Origin of the sequence: Roseobacter sp. AzwK-3b, from assembly GCF_000170875.1 — a bacterium.
Lineage (GTDB): Bacteria > Pseudomonadota > Alphaproteobacteria > Rhodobacterales > Rhodobacteraceae > Roseovarius > Roseovarius litoreus.
In genome coordinates, this window is record NZ_ABCR01000001.1 from 76,213 (window position 1) to 94,106 (window position 17,894).

The following is a 17,894-nucleotide window of genomic DNA, read 5'->3' on the forward strand; positions in this document are numbered from 1 at the left end:
TATCAGTCTTCCTTGATATCCGGGAAATAAAAACCAACGTCCGACAGAAGCTCCATAAGGCGGTTTTCAAGAGCAGCGCCCTGATATCTGTCACTGACCAGCACCGCATAATTTTCGATACCCGACGCATGCGCGAAAAACAGGTTCGCGTTATGCCACCAATTCTCGGTCGTGATCTCGATCAGGTTTTTGGTTTGCCATTGCAGAACTCCGAAAATTGCTGACCCCTGGTCGGCGATGACGGTTTCGGCGCGCAAGGCGATGCGCGCGAAAGCCTCGGGCGACGCATAGCGCGTATCGAACACCTCGCCACCGAGCCTGCGAACGATCCCAGCGATCTGGGCCGACGGGTAGACCCGGTCGACCGCTTCGCTTTTGATGCCTTCGCGGGACAGATAGATCAATGATCCCGGCTGGGGTTCAATCAGACGAACCTGGAAACGATCACGATAAGCGTTCACCTGCGCTTTGCCCCAATAATAGCTGGGCAGCTGTTTGCGCAGAACATGCGCTTTCAGGATCATCAGGGGCTTGTCGGCGGGGACAAGGGTGAACCCCAGGCGCCCCACATCCCGTTGGACATAGGACTTCTGCGCAAGGTCCAGAGGCAGGACAACATGCCGAATATCAAGCGGAGCCTCCACAAGCGCCCTGATATGATCGCCGACCCAATCACCATAGGTATAGGGAGTTTCACTTTCTATGATATAGGCCTGCTCGACGATATGGGCCTGATTGACTTTGGGTCGGTCAAGGATTTCACGGATACTGGGACGCCGTGAACTGGCCTTGCGCAGCAGACAGCCGTTATGCCACGCGTTACCTGAGGGCGTGTAGAGGATCTTGTCGAGCGTTTCGACCATCGGCCTTGGTTGGGCGTAGGATAGGGCATTCTGCGAATTTTGCAGGCCGGCAACACTGGGCACGTCGCCGATGAATGAGACGGTCGCGCCGGTTGTCTTTACCGTTTCGCAGGCCGCGTAATCCTTGGAGCGCCCTGTGATTTCCATCGCTTTACGGATCGGACGGGTCAGTCTGTTCTTCAATCGGATGCCGGGCCTCCGCCAATCCTGTGCAGGCATTTTCAAAGGCTCCCAATTGAAATTATCCGCTGTAAACATAATGCTCATCCGGACTGAGCTTGATTATTTCACACTCACAGAAATGCTGGAATAAGGACGACCACCTAAAGATCTGTGAAAACGATATCGGACCAAGGGACTCGGTGTCGATTTAAGAATTGAACCGGTTCCTTAACCCACGAAAAAGGCCCGCAGCTTGGGCAAATCCAGGCATGACATCATACCACCTATTGCCGTGTATATCAGTCCTTGAGGCGCGTTGTACGGCGATCGCGGGCTCGAAGTAGTATGCGTCCAAGGCCGGATTGCTTTTTCTGAACCAGGAATATGCTCCATCGACATGCATCGGTCCGCCTTCCGGATGGCCAGGTGGGCGAGATGCTATCGTCTTTAAATATGCGGCGGCGGACGCAATCGCGGGAGCAGAAAGGCCGATAAAATGTGTCTGCGTCAAAGCAGCCTCCGGCGAGAGCGCCCGAAGGACAGGCTCTGCGCTCTTGGCTTTCGGCGACCTCAGACCGCCATGGATAAAATGCCACGTTTTACTGCCCAATTCATCCAATATGCGCATACCGCCATCAATGAATCTGGGTGACCAATCCATATCGTCTTCCAATATCAAAACGTTATCAAAGCGGCTTTCCAGTGCCTCCTCGAGAACACCCAGATGGCTCATGAAACACCCATGGGCACCGACAGAAGGCCAGCCACCGGCTTCGGATGGTTTGACAGCCTTGAAAAACGATATCGAAGGATGCGCGCTGCTAAGGCCTAATCGCGCCAATTGGCCTTCTATTTCGCGGCGCCGGTCTGCACGCTCGGGAAGATTGATGATGTAGACTTGCTGGAAAACCTCCAACAGTTTTTGTCCCAACTCTTCTTTCGCATCGAAGCTACGAAACATGTTTTTCCCGAAAAATCGATTGTTGAAATATAAATCTGTCAGCTTCATACCCGATAAAACCAAGGCACAAAAGTCCACGACGGCAAACAGGTTCGCATGGGATCAAGCTGATGTCTTGCACATCACTTGTATTCAATAAGCGCCTTGCGTCGTCCTGTTGTCAAGTCCAGCCAGCACTGCACGACCCCCAACGCCTCAGCAAACTTCCCCAACACCATGAAAAACGCCTGTGGCCAATCAAAGGGCGGGCCGGATTTGAGGGCGATCCGTACGATTTGCAACGGATATAGGACCATCCCCAGAAGCGCCCAAGGGGTGATCAAAACCGCTGCCAGAAACAGCACCGATGGCAGCACTGCCCCCCAGATCAGAGCGCGGCGGGTTTCCCTGACCCAGTGGCGTTCGGGAGGGGCGCCATGGAGCGAGGCGCCCAAGGCAAAGGCATAGCCGCCACGGCGGGTGCGGGTCCACCATTGCGAGAGCCGCATCATCGCGGCGTCGTGCCATGTCATCTCGTGATCCAGCCGCCAGACCTCCCATCCGGCGGCGCGAAGGCGGACGCAAAGCTCTGGCTCTTCGCCGGCGATGAGGCTTGGGTTGAAGCCGCCCACAGCCTCGAACGCCTCGGCGCGCATCAGGGCGTCCCCGCCGCAGGCCTTGGCGCGACCCACCGGCGTGTTCCATTCAGCGTCACACAGGCGGTTGTAGACGGATGCTTCGGGGAACCTTTCGCGTCTGCGGCCGCAGGCAACGGCGGCCTTGGGATTTTCCACAAGGAAGGCTGCAGCATGGGCGATCCAGCCGTCGCGCAATTCGCAATCACCATCCATGAACTGGATCGCATCGGGCAAGCCCGCCTGTAGCAGCCGGTCGACGCCTGAGTTGCGGGCGCGAGCCGCGGTGAAGGGCTGTGTCATGTCGAGCGTCACCACCTCGGCACCCGCCGCACGGGCCGCGTCGACGCTGCCATCGGTCGACCCGGAGTCGACATAGACGATGCGGTCCACCCCGTCAGGCACCGAAGCCAGAGCACGGATGAGGCGCGCGCCTTCGTTCCTGCCGATGATGACCAGCCCTATGGTCAGCCCGGCGATCATGAGGCCACGAACGGGTAGCAGATGTCGAGATCGGGGCGGTCGGGGAAAAGCCTGCGCAGCTGTGCATAGTCCTCGGTGAAGACCTGTTGCAGCCGTGCGACGTTTTCAGGCGACAGGCTTGGCCGCTCAGCCATCTGGCGGCTTTTCCTGATCCGGTCCCGCAGAGCTTGCGGGATCAGCGCCCGGCGCAGGGCTTGGGCGATCACGTTGTCAATCAGAAGCCCATGCAGCGGGAAGCGGCGGATACGCTCGGATGAGGCGTTGGTGCGTGCCTTTTCCTCGATCCAGACGGGCGGGGCGGTGTAGCCGATGAAGTCGCAGACGCGCTGCAAGCTGTGCTGTGGCGCGCGGTGCATATCCTCGAGCGAGAGGATCAGGATGTTGTCCCCGCCGAAATGGTCCACATAAGGGGCGATCTGGCGCGCATAGCAGCCATAGGAGATCAGTTCCGGGTGGCTGTCCAACGCGGCATCCAAGGGGTCGGTGATGACGCCCATGGTCCATTCATGGATATAGTGGCTCACAGCGCGGGCCAGCGGATCGCGGATCATATAGATCAGCTTGGACGCCTCAAGCGCCTGCGACATGCGGGCAAGGGTTTCGGGATAGGTGGGCAACTTGGTGTAATGCGTGCTGGCCTCACCCTTCAGGTCTCCCGGGGCGGCATCGGCAAAAAGGCTTTGATACCAGCCCATCCCCTTGGCAAAGACGGGATCGTCGGAAAAGAAATTCGGCTCTTTGGGGTCGGTCATGAACAGGCCCGGCTGCGTGCCCAATTGCGCAGCCATGGTGCTGGTGCCGCATTTCATCGCGCCGAGGATGATGAAATCGGGCAGATTGTCCTGCGATCTAGCTGTCACGGCGATCCCCCAACGGCGTCAGGACATTGATCCAGATATCGCGCGCCTCTTGTGCGGTGGCGGGCGGGACGGGCTTGCCGACCAAACGCCGCAGGTGCGCGATGCCACGGCCCAGATGCCACATGAGATTGGCCATCAGCAGGCCCGCACGGCCATGCATCTTGTAAAACACGCGGGTTCGGGAGGCGTAGTAATAGGCCGGCAGGCGCTTGCGGGCGGCTTGCGACGCCTTGACCGGCCCGCTGCCGCCACGGAAATGCACCGCGCAAGCCTCGGGGGCCAGGCAGATGCGCCAACCGGCCTGACGCGCGCGCCACGAATATTCGACATCCTCGAAATAGAGAAAATAGCCTTCGTCCATCGGGCCGATCTGTCGGATCATGTCATCGCGCAGAAGGATGCAGGCGAAACTGGCCCACTCGACCTGCGTGGGATCGGGGGGATTGTCCAGCGGCACGTCGCGGGACCGCAACAGCCGGGTGATCGGCCCGGTCGCGGCCCCGCGGATCAGCTCGCTTTTGGGCGTGGGAAAACGAAAACAGCTGATCTGGCGGGTGCCATCATCATACTCGATCCGTGGCGCGATCAGACCGCATTCGGGATGCGCCTCGGCTGTGGCGAGGATCGCATCGAGGAACCCGGGCTTGAGGACCGCATCGGAGTTCAGCACAAGATGATAGGCCGCCTCGCAGGCCGCGATCCCCTGATTATGCCCGCCGGAAAACCCGGAATTGGTTTCTGAGGCGACCAGTTGAACGCGTTTCGGATCAGGGAGCGAGGCGATGAAGCCGCGCAGTTTGTCCACCGAGCCGTCGCCCGAGGCGTTGTCGACGATCGTGACCATGTATTGTACCTGCGAGCCATCCTCGAGAACTGAGCGCACGCATTGCAGCGTCAGCTCCGCCGTGCGGTAGTTGATGATCGACACGTTGATCCGGGCACGGGAAATGGGTTTGGTTGAGTTATCAGGCGGGGTCACAAATTGCTCCGTTCAGGCATGGCATCAGCGCGTCCAGACCGTAAAATTCACATCAGTATTTTCAATTCTTGGAATAAAGCGTTTCACGAACAAACTTAATCACAGATTTTCGCGAAATGCAGTGCTCCGTTCAATCGTTGCACGCGGTCTGCCTATAGCTGATGCCTCAGGTTAAAGGCCAACCGCTTTAGTTACGTCCATTTTCAGGCCATTATAAAGGCTGTGATGCAGACAGGAAACGCTTCGTTCGGGTATTCGAACTTTCGAAGTCTGCGCCGGAGTGCTATTTTGATCCATATTTCTGCCAAGGTATGTGGTTTTACATGCCGTGGATTTAACGGGCGGCCATTATTCGAAGCATGTCAAATTCCTTTGCAGACATAGTCCTCTATTCATGGCCCATCGTGGTCTACATCCTGTTCCAGCGCTTGCCCTTGCGTGAGGCACTGGTCTGGTCGATCGTGGCAGGATATCTTTTGCTGCCGCTACGGACCGGGTTCGACCTCCCGGCATTGCCGCCAGTCGACAAGAACCTCATTCCGGCGCTTATGGCGGCCTTGATGTGCTATCTGGTGACACGACAGGCGAAAACCGCACATGCGGTTGCTCAGCGTGCCGGGTCAGAGGGTGTCGCGCGCAAGATGACCGTTGCTCCGCCGATCTCTTTCGAACCTGTCAGAGGGCAATGGCTGTTCCGGGGCTTGGTGATCCTGCTTTTCGTGCCACCATTTATCACGGCCTTGACGAACGCGGAGCCGATCATTCAGGGCGCGCGCTTCATAAGCGGGCTGTCGCTTTATGATGCGCTTTCGATGAATTCGGAGATCCTGTTTTCCCTGATCCCCTTCTTTCTTGCCAGACGATTTCTGGCCTCGGATGAGGCACACAGGGTTTTGCTGAAAGTCATTGTCATTGCGGCCCTGGGATACTCTTTACTGGCGCTGTACGAAGTCCGCATGAGCCCACAGCTCAACAGGACCTTCTATGGTTTTTTCCCGCATTCTTTCATTCAGCATATGCGCGGAGACGGTTTCAGACCCCTTGTATTCCTGAACCATGGTCTATGGCTCGCCATATTTTTTGCTCTATCAGTCGTCAGCGCCTTTGCACTGTTCAAAGCTACGAAAACACGAAACAAGCCGCTTTGGTTCATGGCGGGGCTCTGGCTTTTCATGGTGCTGTTCTTGATGAAGTCCCTTGGGGCCTTTGCGCTGACCTTGCTGGTCGTTCCCGGGGTGCTGTTTCTTTCTCGCAAGACACAGCTCTTGATGGTTGCATGCCTCGCACTTTTTGTTCTGCTTTTCCCCTTCGCCAGAACGTCAGGGTTGGTCCCTTTGACACCAATCCAAAATCTTGCGGAAAGCATCAATCCAGCACGCGCGCAATCGCTGAATTATCGATTGAACAACGAGGACATTTTGCTGGCCAAGGCCAGCCAAAAACCGCTTTTCGGCTGGGGAGGATGGGGTCGCGGGCGCGTTTACAACGAGAGCGGGCAAGACATCAGCACAACAGACGGCTACTGGATCATCATCAAGGGAACCTATGGCTGGTTTGGGTATCTGGGTCGGTTCGGGTTGCTATGCTTGCCGCTCATCATTATCGGCTTCATGCTGCGCAGACTTGAATTCTCATATGCGACCACAGGCCTTGCAATGGCGATGAGTGTCGGCATTGTCGATCTTATCCCAAACGGAACGATCAGCCCCGTTCTTTGGCTGGTCGCCGGTGCGATCATGGGGCGATATCAAACGGTACGCGGCGCGGTTACCGCCAAGATTGCAGCCGACCGAAAGCCGCAAAATCGCGCGCAAGGCGCTTTGGGGCCTGAGACGCTGCCAACGGATACAGGCTATGCAAGACCTTTACACACAAGACAGCCACGGCGGTCATGATCAGGTGCGCGGCAGGGTCTATTCGTTTAGTCTTCAGTTTGCAGTGCCCAAGGCTTTACAAGACGCAAATGTGTCTGGCCTGTCGCGTAATTGCTTAGTCACGGAAGGGCTCTGAGTTCGCCATGGAAAGTTGTGGGCGGTCGCCGTTCATCTCAAGCACATGCTGGGGTGCAGGCTTGTTGGCTCCGGTGACGCCATCGGAAAGAAGCGTCAATGTCTCTTCCGGGAAAACTCGGTTCCATCCGGTCATTTCTCCATTCACGTTATACTCGAACTCATCTTGCCAATCTGCAGTCCAGTGAAGCAGCGGGTCAAAATATTTCAAGCGGTCTTTTCCGCTATAGTCCACTGACATCAATCGCATGACCGAACCGTCACCAACGGACTCATACATTCTCGATTGATGCAGCGGAAAACTGATCGAAACAAATCCCGGAGCACTGTCATGCACTCCGTTCGACGCGAAGACACCTATGTCGACGCGGTTCGACGTTCGTTCCGCATTTGGCGTGATGCGCATGTCATCATGCCAGTCCACGCTGATGCGAACCTTTGAGCTTTGCTCGTTCAAAGGGGTGATACGAACCTTTTGAGGATCGCCGCGCAAAAGAACCCATTCGAATACAAGAGCGCGACCGTTGGGGTCTTCTGTTTTCGCAGCGGACACCGTCATGGTTCGGCTGAAAGCGTCTGAACGCCATATTCTGGCAATCGCGGACGGCGTGCTGAAGAGCCGTTCGGACAAACCGGCAAGGCCGGCAGCATCGCTGAAATCCTCGGCCTCAACATCGAGGCGAACCATTGGCGGAATTTCATCAGCTTTCAAAGCAGCCGCCAGTGCCACCATTCTTTCAGGCGCAAGATCGGCCGCCGCAAAAACCGTGGGGTGCGCCAAGGACGACAAATATTGGTCGCGGGTATACACACTTTTTTGGGTTCGACGAAAAACCATCTGCAATGTCGGTGCGACGAGGCGTTCATCTTTCAGAAAATCTCGCGTCTCATCCGAAAACGCAGCCATGGCCATTAGAAGCGCCTTGACGAAAGGCATGTCGGAATATGACGAACCTTGGCTGACGAGCATGTAAGGCCAGTTGGCTGGAAATACGTCAGCCGCATCGTGGTCATGATGCTCAGGATAAACGTAAATATGGTTGTTGCTGTAAGTCAGGAAGGCACGCTCGGGACCTCCTGCGGCGGTCATGGCAAAGCGGGCCTGACTTCTTTGCGAGGGTCTTCTGGTCAGGGCTGTAGACGAGTTTCCAATGACAATCGCCGGCAGGATTATTCTGCCCGCCAATCCGTAATCCATTCCTTCGTTGCGCAGTTCAGGGCCATAAATCAGATGTGTAAGAGTTGGAAACTGCACCGGTGGAAGCTTGGAATGGTCTCGATCGCGATTATCGTAAATCACATCTTCGAAGCCACCAGCAAGTCCTCGCGCCTGATACCGGCGCAACAGACTTGCGGCGGGAGTTTTGTCATTAGGGTCAACAAGAGGAGCATTCTTGTCAGGGGCAGGAGGCTCAAGTCGGGGCGCAATCCATCCAAGAGGTCCGATGGATTGCAGTTGTTCGCGTCCAAGCAATACGTCATTGGCTTGGCCCGGATGGCCGCTTATCACCAGAACGAGGCAGAGTATCACAGGCAAAATGCTTTTCATTAGATGCATGATCAAAAAATGAGCCAGGGAATTGATTCTTTAATAATATTTGATACCGCTGACTTGCACATCGCGCCCTTGTTTTTTGTTTGCCGCCAGCTGGGAATTGGCCAAGGTCCGTTTTTTCATATCACGTTCAAGGCAGACCATCTACGATAGGATATACTCCTAAGTGGCAATCGATTGCATGGACCGGTTTCACAATTCACCTTCTTGTCACAAAGGCGCCTTGTGCCTGCCAGGCGCTTTTAGCATGGTCTCATAGAATTTCAGGCACGAAGCGGATTTGGTCAAATGCTAGACGTTTTCAATAAATTGTTTGCGCTTCTCAGCGTTCGGGAAAAGCGCCGTTTCTATGTGCTTTTCTGCGTGATGCTTGTCATGAGTGGCGCCGATGTCTTTGGCGTCTCGACCGTGCTCGTGCTTTTGAATGTCCTCACCAACCCCGCCGTGATCCAAGAGCAAACCCAGCTGCAATGGGCCTATAATTTCTTTGGCTTCACATCAGATGCGAATTTCCAGTTCTTTCTGACTTTGGGCGTTTTTTGTGCTGTTTTGTCCAGCCTAGCAATCAGGGCACTGGGAAACTATGCGATCGTTCGCTATTCAGCAATGCGCGGATACACACTATCAACCCGGCTGCTGGAAACATATCTGAACCAGCCATACGTCTGGTTTCTCGAACGCAACAGTTCCGAAATCAGCAAGACCGTGCTGCAGGAAGTTGGACGCCTTGTAAGCATCGTTCTGATCCCGTCTCTGAGTATTCTTGCGAACTCCGTTCTGGTACTGTCGCTGTTCATCCTACTCATATTCCTCGAGCCGATTATCGCGACGGTCGCGGCTTTGATCATCGGCGGCGGCTATCTGATTGTATATTTTTTCACGCGGCAACTTCTTTCACGCTATGGGCAAGATCTCGTGACGGCGAACGCCTTGCGATTCAAGTTGACCCAAGAGGCAGCAGGCGGCTTCAAGGAAGTGAAGCTGTTGGGGATCGAACAACACTATGTAAACCGTTTCGTGCAACCAGCGCGCCGGATCGCTTCGCTGAACGCGATCGTTCATGTGATACGGGAACTTCCGCGGTTCGGGCTGGAAGCTGTCACCTTTGGCGTGATGCTGGGTGCCGTACTGTTTCTTCAACTGAAAAATGATGGGCAATTGTCGGCGGCGATCCCGATCCTTGGGACGTTTGCATTTGCGGTCATGCGGCTTTTGCCCGCAGCTCAAGGCATTTATCACAGCGCAGCGTCTATCAGAAACGGCAAGCCGCTCTTGGACGAGATTTTCAAAGACTATCGCGACGCCCAAATGCGTATCAAGGATACAAAGCTTGGCTGCTGCGATGGTGGGCGTATTTCTTTCTCTGACAAGCTTCAAATTCGCAACGCGACATTCGCGTATCCGAATACCGACAAGGCCGCGCTTCGCGGTCTCGACATGATCATCCCGGCCAAGACGACAATCGGCATCGTCGGTGGCACTGGCGCGGGCAAGACCACGCTTGTGGATGCCATCCTTGGCCTGCTGACACTGGAACGCGGCGAGATCATCGTGGATGGCACGGTCATAAATCGCGACAACATGCAAGCCTGGCGCAACGCCCTTGGCTATGTTCCCCAATCAATTTATTTGACCGACAGCACGCTCGCTGAAAACATCGCTTTCGGGATCGATCCTGACAAGATCGACATGGCTGCAGTCGAACGCGCCTCGAAAACGGCGGCTCTGCACACGTTTGTCACCGAGGAACTCCAGAATGGCTACAATACCATGGTAGGTGAGCGTGGGGTTCGGCTATCGGGTGGACAGCGTCAACGGATTGGCATAGCGCGGGCTCTCTATCACGATCCCAAAGTGCTGATTTTTGACGAGGCCACATCGGCATTGGACAACCTGACGGAACGCGCCGTAATCGAGGCAATTCAAAACATTGCGCATCAAAAAACCGTCATCATGATCGCCCACAGGTTGAGCACGGTTCGGAATTGCGACAGGATTTTCCTGCTGGAACACGGGAAGGCCGTTGCAAGCGGAAAGTTCAACGAACTCGTGGAGTCAAATGCGACATTCCGAGAGATGGCTAGCACAATTTAACGGATCGAGGCTTGGAACCGGCACGTTTTGAGAAGCGAAGCAAGGCTTCAGATGGGTAAGCGAGCGATGGACATGAGGAAACCGCAATGAACGAAGCGCGATCCATCGACATCTACAAGATCACCTCTGATGCTTTGTCCGAGGTGGAAACAGAGTTCGGCCTGCATCGCATTCAGCCCATTGAAGGCGCCAAGCTCGACGCAAATTCATATTTCGGTAAGATACTTGATAACTATCGAGATACTGGAGAATTGTTATCCCCTTCGGAACTCGGCTGCACGCTCAGCCATATTTCTGTCTATCAAAGAGTTGTCGAGGCAAACCGATGCGCGATCATTCTAGAGGCCGATATCTCACCTCATGGCATGCACCTGGAGGATGCTATCGCATTTTGCAGCGGAACCGATTTGGATTTCGTGCATTTGGGATGGCATCCGCAAATCAGTTATAACGTCTATTTCGTCGGACGCTTTGATACACGAAAACAGGCTTTCCGGATCGAACCCTCAAGAAATTTCTACGGCGCGTTTGCATATTATGTCTCACCGACGGTCGCCTTTGAATTGCTTGATTTTCATCAAGCGACGCTCCGAAAAGCCGACTACTGGAGTGAATTTTTCGAGACATCCAAAACCAAACCCTATTTTCGCCCGTTTTTCGAACACCCTTTGGAGCGCGGAGAACTGGACAGGCAAAGGAAAAGCGCGTTCGTCAAGACGAAACGAATGCCTCCCAAGCGACTAAAGCGGATTTTAAAATCGAGGTTAAGGACGTTCTTCTGCAGAACATTTTCAGGATACCGACCCATCAAGCCAGGCGAAGCGCAGCCACCAGTCAGGTGAGACGCCGACCGGATTAAGTCTGTACATTTCTGGTGCTATTCCAACAGACGAGGTATTTTCGTGCGCATTTCAGTTATAACGCCGACCTACAATCTTGTGACGAGCAACCGCACCGAACAATTCAAGAGAGCGGTGCAATCGGTTGTCGATCAGACCTATGCAGATATCGAGCATATCGTAGTTGATGGAGGGTCTACCGATGGCACGGTCGATCTGATCAAGGCCGAAGAGAATAAAGGTAAGATCACAAAATACATCTCCCGCCCGGATAGTGGAATCTATCAGGCGCTGAATCGTGGGATCGAACTCGCCACGGGAGAGTATATCATGGTTCTACCGTCCGACGATTTTTACCATGATCCACAAGGTTTGGAGCGGATAGCAGCCTGTGCATCACCAAGATTACCTGAAATGATCTGCAGCCCAGTTCTTGTTATGGAAAACCCGATCCGAATTCGTCATGCATCATCTCTGTTTAGATCGATCTTTGTTTCCATGCCATGTTGCCATCTCGGCATGGCAGTCAGAACCGATACCCTCAAGCGCATGGGCGCTTTCGATGAAGAACTTAAAATATCCGGAGACTTTGACTTGGTTTTTCGGTTGCTTCTCCACGGGGCCTCGAAAGCAAGGCTAGACTACTGCTTTTCCTCATATGAACCTGGCGGCGTGTCTTCAGACCACGCAAAAATAGCTCTAGAAACCAAGTCACTTTTAGAAAAAAATCTTCGTGCAAAATTAGAAATTTCTCCGGAAACGTGGCACCAAAACTCTGTCGCATCCGAACGCCTCCCCAATTGGATATTATTCAGAGTTTTCCTCTGCCGCACAATCGGGTTGCAAATGCGATGGCTGGCGCTTTTACAGATTCTGTCGCAATCCAGCCCAAGATTTCTTCAAACCGCTTTCTCATGGCGACCATGGCGACGATTGCGTTGACCCTTATCTTAGAATGGTCTTGGCGCGAAGGCAGAAAAACCGGATACACTTTGGCTAACCCGCTGCAAAGTCCTGAAAACCATGATGACTTCATGGGAAAAAATAAACGCGCCAAAATGTCTAAATTGTAAGAATCCTGTTAAAGGTCCAAAATGCATTTGTCATCATTACACCCGTTGCGTCGTTGAAAAGGTTCGATGCTCTATAGAGTTGAGCATACTTTTTTATGGCAACGTTCGAATGGCTAGCCCGTCAATTCCATGACTCGAGACGACATATCCTTGATCTACCAAGAAACCATTAAGACGTAGGGCTTTTTCCACGCTCAAATGCGTCAGCTCAAAATGGATTATCTTTGGACGATACTTTGGAATATCGCTCGCATACAGAACTTGATCATCAAAGCCTTCAGTATCGACTTGAAGAATATCGATTGTGTCAAAAAGGCGAGCGCGCGCCAGAAGCTGTTCCATGTCTACGGCTTCAACAGTCACTTCTTCAATCAAATCCGAAATTGGCAATTGTCCCTTGTAATGCTCGGAAAGCCACGCAGATACATGTGGATATTCAGCTGATGTGACGCCTGTCGGCGCTCGATAAACCGGCCAGTCCGCGGCATAAGGAACGACCAAATCCTTCCAATATTCTTCTCGTACTCTGAACAAACGCAGCTCAGATTGATTGCCAAGAGCGCCGTTAAAAATGAATTTGGCGCCATGGAACTTATAATTTTCTTCAAGGTATGGGATCAACTGGCTCTGAGGCTCAACCAGAACGACTCTGGTTCGCTTTGAATACTGTGAAACAAAACTGAATAGTGGATCATTAATCGCCCCGTCGTTTGCACCAATTTGAACAATGTTGAGATAATCAGAAGTGCCCATTAGAAGATTCAAACAACATTGAAAGTGCGTCAATTCAATTCGGGTTTGGGACGTCGGTATCCGACGGATCTCATAGCCTAATTGCGATACCGTCGACTTAATTCTGTTCTTCAAGTAACTCAACTTTTTCATTTGACGAATTTCCTATCAAACTCATTACCTGCAATTATTTACCTAAAAAGCATGAGACTCACTGGTACCCAATATTTGTTTGTAAAGGGCTATGTATTCTGCCGCGATGACATTGGTCGCAAAGTGTTCGACCACATGTTCCCTAGCCATTTTTCGGACAGAGTGCTTGTCCTGTAGGCTAAGGTTCAACACCCAGGAAATTCCCCTTGCAAGATCCTCAATATCGAAAGCTTTCGCCTTGTATCCGGTAATCAGGTGACTCACGATATCAGCCGGGCCAGTTGAATTGAAACAAACCACAGGCGTGCCGCAGGACATCGACTCAGCGACAGTCTTCCCAAAAGCTTCCATCCGAGAGGGTGCAACGAACACATCCGCCGCTGAGTATGCTGAACGTAATCTCGCGTCATCGCGTATCCAATGCAGATGAACAATATCTGCAGCCCGAAAGGACGGGTGATTGGTAAAGTCAACTCCCCCGAAGCCCGTGCTAAAAATCCGATCCGTGCGGCGGGGATAAAAAAGCTTCCCAATTCCTCCAAGTCTACGGGACACTTTCAGTTTTACTTCCTGATCTTTTGAACGAACAAGCGAGCGAACTGAGGGATCCGCTTCTTCATCAAAGCTTTGCCCCAGCAGAACCGAGTCAACGCCAAGCTGTCGCAACCCCTGATGCAGCCAGTATGCACCGCGGGCGGCTCCACCCGAAAGGTCGCCAGCCATCAAGTGAATTATCCTCATCGGCCCACCACAACTAAATTGTCGGCACCAATTCAATCTTTAGATAACAAAACGCGCATCGCGCTCACGACTGAGCACGGATCTTGAAGCGTCCCTTGTTGTTCTCGAATGTGCCGATCACTTGTGTCTTCAGCTCGATCGAAGCGCGCCAGCAAACCAACATGTCGAACGCCACCGCCGCAATCAGCACGGGTTTTTTCAGAAATGCCTTCCAGAGCGGGCCCTGGAGCTGTCTTACTCTCTTGAAGACGTATCGCCTCGGCACCGGCAGCATGCTCTTGGCGGTTCCGCTTTTCACGATATCCGCCACCCAATTCGGGCGCGTTTCGTTCAGCCGTTTGATTTCTTCCATCCGGACATCAAAGGACGGTGGCAGCTTGTTCAGAAGATCATACACATAGGTGTAGACTGTCGTGCTCATGGCTTGCCGTTTCTCGTATCGAAAACGGCTGGAGAGTTTCGTATAGGCCGGGTGCAGATGATAGGCATCAGGCACCGAGCGCACCCTTTCCAGCTGCTCAGGCTCTGTCAGGGCGGAGGTCAACACCATCGCACGGATGAATCCATCCTGAGACAGCAGCCCGACCGGCAGCGTGATCTGTTTGAGCTTTTGTGCACGGGCGCAGTAGAATTGCCCACAGATCGAGTGACCGCCCCCGCTCACCGTGCCCGCGACCATCGGTGCCACGACTTTCATGAAGCTCGGTCCCGAATTCTCTGGAAAGACGTTGCGCGACTCGTCGGACGCGATCCAAGCGTGAGGATGCGCCTCAAGCGTCGCGATGCTGCGCTCCATGATGTCGGTTTGAGGGAGGCTGATATCGGCGTCGAGAAACAGCAGATAATCTGCATCTTCCGCCGCAATCTCATGCACGAAGACATTCCAGGCGTTTGTCTTGCTGGGCTGCTCCACATCTACAACCTGCCAAGTCACATGTTCGGGAAGGTTCAAATCCGTCAGGACTCTCCGACTGGTTTCAGAGGTCGCATCTGTGCACCCGTTGGGCACGACGCAGATCTGCACCTCCACCCCCTCGGCCCCTGATTGAAGGATCGACTGTCTTGACACATCCTGCAGCAGGTTGCCTATGACGTTCGCCTCGTTATGGGCAAGGATGCCGATGGTAAGCTTGGTCATCTTCAATTCCCCGGGCCATCAATAACCTGCAAAGACGGAGTGTTCTTGCTCCGGGCGCCCGTATCCCGGTTTGAACCAAAAACGTTCAATCTGCTGATGCATTCCCCATCCCCTCCAGAACCTCCCGCGCCCGGTCGAATTGCGGCAGGGGTTCGTCGCCTGCCAGTTCCAGCGCACGGGTCAGGGTTGCGCGGGCCTCGGAGGTGCGGTTGAGTGCATGGTAGGTCATGCCAAGGTGATACTGCACCAGCGCATGTTCCGGCAGGCCCGCGGCTGCGGGTTCGAGATGTTCGAGCGCCTCTTCGTAATTGCCGCGGCGATATGCGATCCAGCCATAGGTGTCCTGAAGGGCCGGGATGTCGGCGCTGCTCAGGCGGCGGGCGATGTTGTAGGCGCGTTCCAGATCCTCGGCGCTGTCGCGATGTGTGGTGATCAGGCTGGCGAGGTTGTTGGCAACGAGCAGGTTGTTGCTGTTTTGCGCATAAAGGTCTTCATAGATCGCGATGGCGCCTTCGAAATCCCTGTCACGCTCAAGGATTTCGGCCTTGAGCAGCAAGGCGGCGATCGGTTCGGGCGCGGCTTCGATCTGCGCGTCGACCATGGCGCGCGCCTCGTCCTGACGACCCTCGGCCATCAGGATCGCGAACAGCGTGCGCATCACGCGGGGATGTCCCGGCACCTCGTCGAGCAGGGCCGAATAGATCTCGGCCGCCGCATCGCGATCCCCATCGAGCATGTGCAGCCCGGCACGCAGATAGCGCAGGATCCGGCTGTCGGGATTTTCGGCCAACCGCCGTTCCACGAGACCACGCGCGTCATCGATCTGACCTGCGCGAACCCGTGTTTGAACCAGTGCCGCCAGGGCCGCTTCCGAGGAAGAGCCATCCTCCTGCGCCAGACCTTCGAGGAACTGAATCGTGTCATCCACGCGTTCCTGTCGCAGCATCACATCCGCTTCAAGCCCGTTGGCGATGGCGGTGGCGCGCTCGTTTTCCAAGGCGCGCAGTCGCCAGACAAGGCGCGTGACCTCGTTCCAGTCCTCGGTCTGGACATGCAGGATGGCAAGGTTCTGCAAAAGGTCGATATTGTTCGGCGCCCGGTTCAACGCCTCGGTCAGCACGGCCTTGGCTGCCGGGACACGCTCTTCCTGAACGAGATACTGGGCATAGCGCAGCGACTCGGCGGGGGCCTGCATCGACACCTCGACCGCCATGGCATAGCGCTCGCCCGCCAGATCACGCGATCCCGCCCGCTCATGCGCGCTGGCCATCAGGGTCATGATATCGGCATCGCGCGGCTGTTCAGCCAGCGCGGCGCGCAGATCGAGGATCGCATCGTCGGGCTTGTCTTCATCGATCAGCCACGCGGCACGCATCTTGAGCGCATCGACATTGGTCGGGTCATCCTGAAGAATTTCCTCGACCTGAGCACGTGCGCCCACCGTGTTGCCGGTTTCCAGCAACATACGCGCAAGAACCACCCTCGCCCTGAGGCGATCCTGTTTGGTCTCGCTTTCGGCAGCGTCTTCGGCCTCGGCCTCGTCGGCGGCTGCTGTCGCGTCAAGCAACGCTTCCATGTCGGAAATCGCTTTTGCCCGGTCACCCTCTTCGAATGCGATCGAGGCCAGCAAGGCACGATAGGCAATGTCGTCTTCTTCGGTGTCGACAAGCCGCTCGAGTTCCGTCCGGGCGGCCACAAGCCCCTTTGTCTCACGCAGGAAACGCACCACGGTCAGCTTTTCGTCCTTGCCGGCACTTTCCGCAGCGGCGAGTTCGCGCAGATACGCCTCGGCGCTGTCCAGATCATCGCGCTCGATGTAATAGGTGATCAGCATCCGGCGGGTATTTTCATTGGCCGGGAAGCGATCCACCATCGTCCGCAACGTGCCACCGATGGCATCCATGTCCTGGCGGTTGGCCTGGATCTGAAGCTTGGTGGAATGAAGCTCGAACACGTCGGGGTGCATCTCCAGCCCGGTTTCCACGGCCGCCATGGCCGCATCCAGATCTCCGCTGCGCAGGTATTGATCGATGACCAGCTGACGCGCGATCAGGCTTTCGGGATTTTCCTCCAGAAGGTCGCGCGCCTTGAGCGCCTCATCCGCGGCGGCCACGGGGTTGTCGTCCCGAAACGCCTTGGCATAGTCCAGAGCGGTGATGACGATCCGAGTTCTAGGATTGTCTGCATCCAGCTCGGCAGCGGCGCGGCCATGGCGTTCGGCCTCTTCCCAATTGCGGGCGTTGATGGCCATCTCGGCCAGCTCGATCCGGGCCTCGAACGTGTCGGGGAACTGTTCGACCACCCTGAGATATTGTGAATAGGCGTCGCCATATGCCTCGTTTTCAAGCTGGGTGCGCGCATAGGTCAGGCGCGCTTCCTTGTGAAGCGGGTCCAACTTGAAGACGTTGCGGAATTCCACCAGCGCGCGGGCCACATCGCCCTGTTCCAGAAGGGCCATACCGGATTCGAAATGCTCCTGCGCCCTCTCTTCCGAGGTTTGGCAGGCGGCAAGGACAAGCGTGGCAGACAACATCAAAGCGGCCAGTCGGCCAGACTTCTGGGACAACTTCATTTCAGTTCCTTCAAAACCATTTTCGGCAAATTTTTACGAACAATGTCATCGCATGATTTCATCGTA

Annotated in this window: 14 protein-coding genes; 4 read left to right on the forward strand and 10 right to left on the reverse strand. The window is 54.9% G+C overall.

All coding sequences use genetic code 11. From position 1 onward, the window contains the following. Positions 1-2 precede the first annotated feature (2 nt). The 5 genes from RAZWK3B_RS00350 to RAZWK3B_RS00370 form a co-directional block, all read right to left on the reverse strand. A complete protein-coding gene (locus RAZWK3B_RS00350; RefSeq protein ID WP_198133224.1) occupies positions 3-1,082 on the reverse strand; it encodes a glycosyltransferase 61 family protein in 1,080 nt (359 codons plus the stop codon). A 151-nt stretch (positions 1,083-1,233) separates the two neighbouring features. Further along, positions 1,234-2,034, reverse strand: a complete 801-nt coding sequence (locus tag RAZWK3B_RS00355) for a glycosyltransferase family 25 protein (protein WP_050774139.1) — start codon at positions 2,032-2,034, stop codon at positions 1,234-1,236. 74 nt (positions 2,035-2,108) lie between these two features. Beyond that, positions 2,109-3,083 carry a glycosyltransferase family 2 protein gene (locus RAZWK3B_RS00360; protein ID WP_007811145.1) on the reverse strand — a complete coding sequence of 325 codons (975 nt, stop codon included), beginning with the start codon at positions 3,081-3,083 and terminating at the stop codon, positions 2,109-2,111. Beyond that, on the reverse strand, positions 3,080-3,943 hold the full coding sequence (locus RAZWK3B_RS00365; RefSeq protein WP_007811147.1) for a sulfotransferase domain-containing protein: 864 nt from the start codon (positions 3,941-3,943) through the stop codon (positions 3,080-3,082). The genes RAZWK3B_RS00360 and RAZWK3B_RS00365 overlap by 4 nt, the downstream gene beginning before the upstream one ends. After that, the gene (locus RAZWK3B_RS00370) at positions 3,933-4,922 is read right to left on the reverse strand and encodes a glycosyltransferase family 2 protein (RefSeq protein WP_007811149.1); all 990 of its coding nucleotides are present in this window, start codon (positions 4,920-4,922) and stop codon (positions 3,933-3,935) included. The genes RAZWK3B_RS00365 and RAZWK3B_RS00370 overlap by 11 nt, the downstream gene beginning before the upstream one ends. A gap of 404 nt (positions 4,923-5,326) precedes the next feature. Between RAZWK3B_RS00370 and RAZWK3B_RS00375 the strand changes: the two genes are divergently transcribed. Then, positions 5,327-6,817 carry a hypothetical protein gene (locus RAZWK3B_RS00375; protein WP_157132084.1) on the forward strand — a complete coding sequence of 497 codons (1,491 nt, stop codon included), beginning with the start codon at positions 5,327-5,329 and terminating at the stop codon, positions 6,815-6,817. Between the two features lie 94 nt (positions 6,818-6,911). Here RAZWK3B_RS00375 and RAZWK3B_RS00380 read toward each other — a convergent pair whose 3' ends face one another. Then, positions 6,912-8,480, reverse strand: coding sequence for a hypothetical protein (locus RAZWK3B_RS00380; RefSeq protein ID WP_157132085.1), 1,569 nt, complete (start codon positions 8,478-8,480; stop codon positions 6,912-6,914). A 294-nt stretch (positions 8,481-8,774) separates the two neighbouring features. On the opposite strand from RAZWK3B_RS00380, the gene RAZWK3B_RS00385 reads away from it, so the two are divergent. The 3 genes from RAZWK3B_RS00385 to RAZWK3B_RS20365 all read left to right on the forward strand — a co-directional run bounded on the left by RAZWK3B_RS00385 (position 8,775) and on the right by RAZWK3B_RS20365 (position 12,361). Beyond that, entirely contained in the window at positions 8,775-10,580 is a 1,806-nt protein-coding gene (locus tag RAZWK3B_RS00385; RefSeq protein ID WP_007811160.1) for an ABC transporter ATP-binding protein, read from the forward strand. 86 nt (positions 10,581-10,666) lie between these two features. Continuing rightward, positions 10,667-11,422, forward strand: coding sequence for a glycosyltransferase family 25 protein (locus RAZWK3B_RS00390; protein WP_007811162.1), 756 nt, complete (start codon positions 10,667-10,669; stop codon positions 11,420-11,422). A gap of 60 nt (positions 11,423-11,482) precedes the next feature. Next, positions 11,483-12,361 (forward strand): glycosyltransferase family 2 protein, encoded by an 879-nt coding sequence (locus tag RAZWK3B_RS20365; protein WP_007811164.1) that lies wholly within the window; start codon positions 11,483-11,485, stop codon positions 12,359-12,361. Between the two features lie 224 nt (positions 12,362-12,585). Here the strand turns inward: RAZWK3B_RS20365 and RAZWK3B_RS20370 are convergent, their stop codons facing one another. The 4 genes from RAZWK3B_RS20370 to RAZWK3B_RS00415 form a co-directional block, all read right to left on the reverse strand. Next, positions 12,586-13,377 (reverse strand): FkbM family methyltransferase, encoded by a 792-nt coding sequence (locus RAZWK3B_RS20370; RefSeq protein ID WP_083798927.1) that lies wholly within the window; start codon positions 13,375-13,377, stop codon positions 12,586-12,588. Between the two features lie 42 nt (positions 13,378-13,419). Then, a complete protein-coding gene (locus RAZWK3B_RS00405) occupies positions 13,420-14,100 on the reverse strand; it encodes a glycosyltransferase (protein ID WP_198133225.1) in 681 nt (226 codons plus the stop codon). A gap of 82 nt (positions 14,101-14,182) precedes the next feature. Next, positions 14,183-15,256, reverse strand: a complete 1,074-nt coding sequence (locus tag RAZWK3B_RS00410; RefSeq protein ID WP_007811169.1) for a glycosyltransferase family 2 protein — start codon at positions 15,254-15,256, stop codon at positions 14,183-14,185. Positions 15,257-15,341: 85 nt separating this feature from the next. Beyond that, positions 15,342-17,828, reverse strand: a complete 2,487-nt coding sequence (locus tag RAZWK3B_RS00415; protein WP_007811172.1) for a tetratricopeptide repeat protein — start codon at positions 17,826-17,828, stop codon at positions 15,342-15,344. Positions 17,829-17,894 lie beyond the last annotated feature (66 nt).